Below are 3,382 nucleotides of genomic sequence, written 5' to 3' on the forward strand. Positions count from 1 at the left end.
GGGCTTCGGGTGTGGGTGGGTGGTGGTGAGGGTTTCGGGGGGTGGCACGGGAATGTGGCGTGGCGCACCGTTCTCGTTCACGTCTCGGCCATGCCGCCGTCCACTTCGCCGATTTACCGTCGGCGAGATTGCACCCCCCGAGGAGGTTCGTCGATGGAACGTCGTGATTTCCTGCGTGCCTCGGTGATCGGCGCGAGCACGGTCGCCTTCGCCGGCAGCCTGTGGCGCGGCACCGCCCACGCCGCCCCGGCGCAGAACGCCCCCGGCCCCTACGGCCCGCTCCAGGCCGCCGACGCCAACGGCATCCAGTTACCCGCCGGATTCACCAGCCAGGTGATCGCCCGATCCGGTCAGGCCGTCCCCGGCACGTCGTACACGTGGCACGCCGCACCCGACGGAGGCGCCTGCTTCGCCGACGGCAGCGGCTGGATCTACGTGTCCAACTCCGAGATCAACCCGGGCGGCGGCGCGTCCGCCATCCGCTTCACCGCGGCCGGCGCGGTCACGTCCGCCTACCGGATCCTGTCGGGCACCAGGACCAACTGCGCGGGCGGCAAGACGCCGTGGAACACCTGGCTGTCGTGCGAGGAGGTCAGCCTGGGCTACGTCTACGAGACCTACCCGTTCGGCGGCACCGCGGTGCGGCGGCCGGCGATGGGACGGTTCAAGCACGAGGCGGCCGCCGCCGACCCGGTCCGCCAGGTGATCTACCTCACCGAGGACGAGTCGAACGGCCGCTTCTACCGGTTCGTCCCGACGACGTGGGGCGATCTGTCGTCCGGCACCCTCCAGGTCTTCATGGCGGGATCCGCCACGTCGGGCTCGTTCACCTGGGCCAACGTGCCCGACCCGGACGGCTCGCCGACCACGACGCGCAGCCAGGTGTCCGGGTCCAAGTCGTTCAACGGCGGCGAGGGCTGCCACTACGCCGACGACACGGTCTGGTTCACCACCAAGGGTGACAACCGGGTCTGGCAGGTCAACCTGGCGGCCGGCACCTACGAACTCGCCTACGACGACAGCCTGGTCAGCCCCGGCACGCCGCCGCTCACCGGCGTCGACAACGTCACCGGCTCCACCTTCGGCGACCTCTACGTGGCCGAGGACGGCGGCAACATGGAGATCTGCCTGATCACCCCGGACGACACGATCTCACCGTTCCTCCGGATCAACGGCCAGAGCTCCTCGGAGATCACCGGCCCGGCCTTCAACCCCGCGGGCAACCGGCTGTACTTCTCCTCCCAGCGGGGCACCTCGGGATCGTCGTCCGGCGGGATCACCTACTGCGTGACGGGCCCGTTCCGCACGTGACCCCGCCCACCTGAGCGGGTCAGCGTTCGGCGACGCCGAAGGCGGTCCAGCCGCGGTCGTCGAAGCCGGCCGACTTGGCCACGGCGGCGGAGGCGGTGTTCGCGTGCGCGTGCATGTACGTGGGCACCGCCCCTTCGTCCAGCACCCGGCGGGCGGCCTGGGCGACCAGGCGCTTGGCCAGCCCCTTGCCCCGGGCCTCCGGCGCGGTCACCACCGCGAGCTCGTGCCCGTACCGGTCGTGCCGCTTGATGCCCACGCCCGCCAGGTGCGTGCCCGTGTCCGGGTCGACGGCCACCAGGACCTCGCCGCCGAACGGGTACAGCCACTCGGGCACCCCTGGCGCCGCCGTCGAGACCCATTCCCCGGCGTCGGGGAGCGGTGCGGGGGCGGTGGTCCAGCGGTAGACGGCCTCGAACCAGCCGCGTTCGCCGTACCCGACCAGGGCCGGGACGTCCCGCAGCGATCCTGCCGCGGCACCCGTGCCGGCACCTGTGCCGGCACTCGTGCTGTCACCCGTACCGGCATCCGTGACGGCGGCGGCGAGGACGGCGGCGGCGGTGACGGCGGGCACGTGCTCCGGCGGGACCGACAGGACCGCGCCGTCCGGGCAGGAGACGCCGATCGCCGGGTGGATCCGGCCGTCCCAGCCGGGCAGCGCGCGCCGCGGCGAGCCGGTGACGTCGAGGTTCGACGCGGGCGGCCAGGACCCGAGCCACTCACGCAGATGATCTGTCAGGGACACCTTGCCTACTATAGGAAGTAGTAAAAATACCGATTTCGGCAGGGGGTCGGTTACCTGTCGGCGAAGGGGTCGACACGTGCTGTCACCGACGATAGCTTTCCTGACATAAGGATCTTTACCCGGTCAGGAGGTCCCTGCCATGGTGGTTCCCGGTTACCGCGAGATCCGGGAGCTCGGGCACGGCGGCACCGGCCGGGTGATGCTGGCCGTACGCGATTCCGACGGATCGCCCGTCGCCATCAAGCATTTGTCCGAGCAATTACGCGAGGACGGCGGCTTCGTCACCAGGTTCAGGGCGGAAGCCCAGGTGATCAGGGAGATCGACAGCCCGCACACGGCCAGACTGCTCGACTACGCCGAGGCCGGCGACGACGCCGTCATCGTCATGGAGCTGGTCGACGGCATCACGCTGCGGCGGCTGCTCGAACACGAGGGCAGCACCGGCGCGGAGGCCGCGCTGACCGTGCTGAAGGGCGCGCTGCTCGGGCTGGCTGAGGCGCATCGGCGCGGCATCGTGCACCGGGACTTCAAGCCGGAGAACGTCATCGTCACCCCCGACGGCGAGAGCAAGCTCGTCGACTTCGGCGTGGCCGCGCGCTCCGGCGAGAACGCGGAACTCGTCGGCACCCCCGCCTACATGGCGCCCGAGCAGTGGGCGGACGCCCCGGCCGGCCCGGCCACCGACGTCTACGCCGCGGCCGCCGTCTTCTTCGAATGCCTGACCGGGCACCGGCCCTTCCTCGGCGAGAACATCGCCGCGCTGGCCTACCAGCACCAGCACGTGCCGCCGCCGCTGGACAACCTCGACGAGCCGATGCGCGGCCTGGTCGAGCACGGCATGGCCAAGGACCCGCAGGCGCGTCCGGCCTCCGCCGAGGAGTTCCTGGCCGAGCTGGAGGACCGCGCGTACGAGGCGTACGGCAGCGGGTGGGAGGTGCGCGGCCGCGCCGGGCTGGGGCTGCTCACCGTGCCGCTCACCGCGCTGCTGCCGCTGGCACAGCCGGTCGCGGACGTCGGCTCGACCAGCTTGTTCCACAGCGCGTTCACCCCGGCCGCGAAGATGGCGGTGACCGGCGGGCTGGTGCTGGCGACCACGGCGGCGGTCGTGTCGGCGTTCGTGATCTGGAACGACCCGGAGACCAGGGGCGGGCTGGCGCTGCCTGCGGCGCCGACGTCCGCGATCGCCCCCGGGGCGCCGACGTCGCTCGGGCCGTCGTCCGTGCGGACGCCGCCGCCCACGCCGCCCGTCTCGCCGCCCGTCATCGTGACGCCGACGGCGGCGATCCCGACGGCGGATCCGGGTGGGCCGCCGCGCACCACCGCGCCGAC

The 3,382-nt window shown here is 72.0% G+C and carries 3 protein-coding genes; 2 read left to right on the plus strand and 1 reads right to left on the minus strand.

Going from position 1 to position 3,382, the window contains the following annotated elements; genetic code table 11:
* Nucleotides 1–153: 153 nt before the first annotated feature.
* Complete coding sequence (locus HII36_RS54120) at nucleotides 154–1,311, plus strand: alkaline phosphatase PhoX (protein WP_173531196.1); 1,158 nt, start codon at nucleotides 154–156, stop codon at nucleotides 1,309–1,311.
* A 19-nt stretch (nucleotides 1,312–1,330) separates the two neighbouring features.
* Here HII36_RS54120 and HII36_RS54125 read toward each other — a convergent pair whose 3' ends face one another.
* On the minus strand, nucleotides 1,331–2,053 hold the full coding sequence (locus tag HII36_RS54125) for a GNAT family N-acetyltransferase (protein WP_173531197.1): 723 nt from the start codon (nucleotides 2,051–2,053) through the stop codon (nucleotides 1,331–1,333).
* Between the two features lie 139 nt (nucleotides 2,054–2,192).
* Between HII36_RS54125 and HII36_RS54130 the strand changes: the two genes are divergently transcribed.
* Nucleotides 2,193–3,382 (plus strand): serine/threonine-protein kinase (locus tag HII36_RS54130; protein WP_217371111.1); only part of this gene is annotated, 1,190 nt, incomplete at its 3' end.

Origin of the sequence: Nonomuraea antri, from assembly GCF_013283785.1 — a bacterium.
Lineage (GTDB): Bacteria > Actinomycetota > Actinomycetes > Streptosporangiales > Streptosporangiaceae > Nonomuraea > Nonomuraea antri.

Coding starts and splice junctions, on each gene's coding strand:
- HII36_RS54120 (WP_173531196.1), top strand. CDS start 154: ATGGAACGTCGTGATTTCCTGCGTGCCTCGGTGATCGGCGCGAGCACG.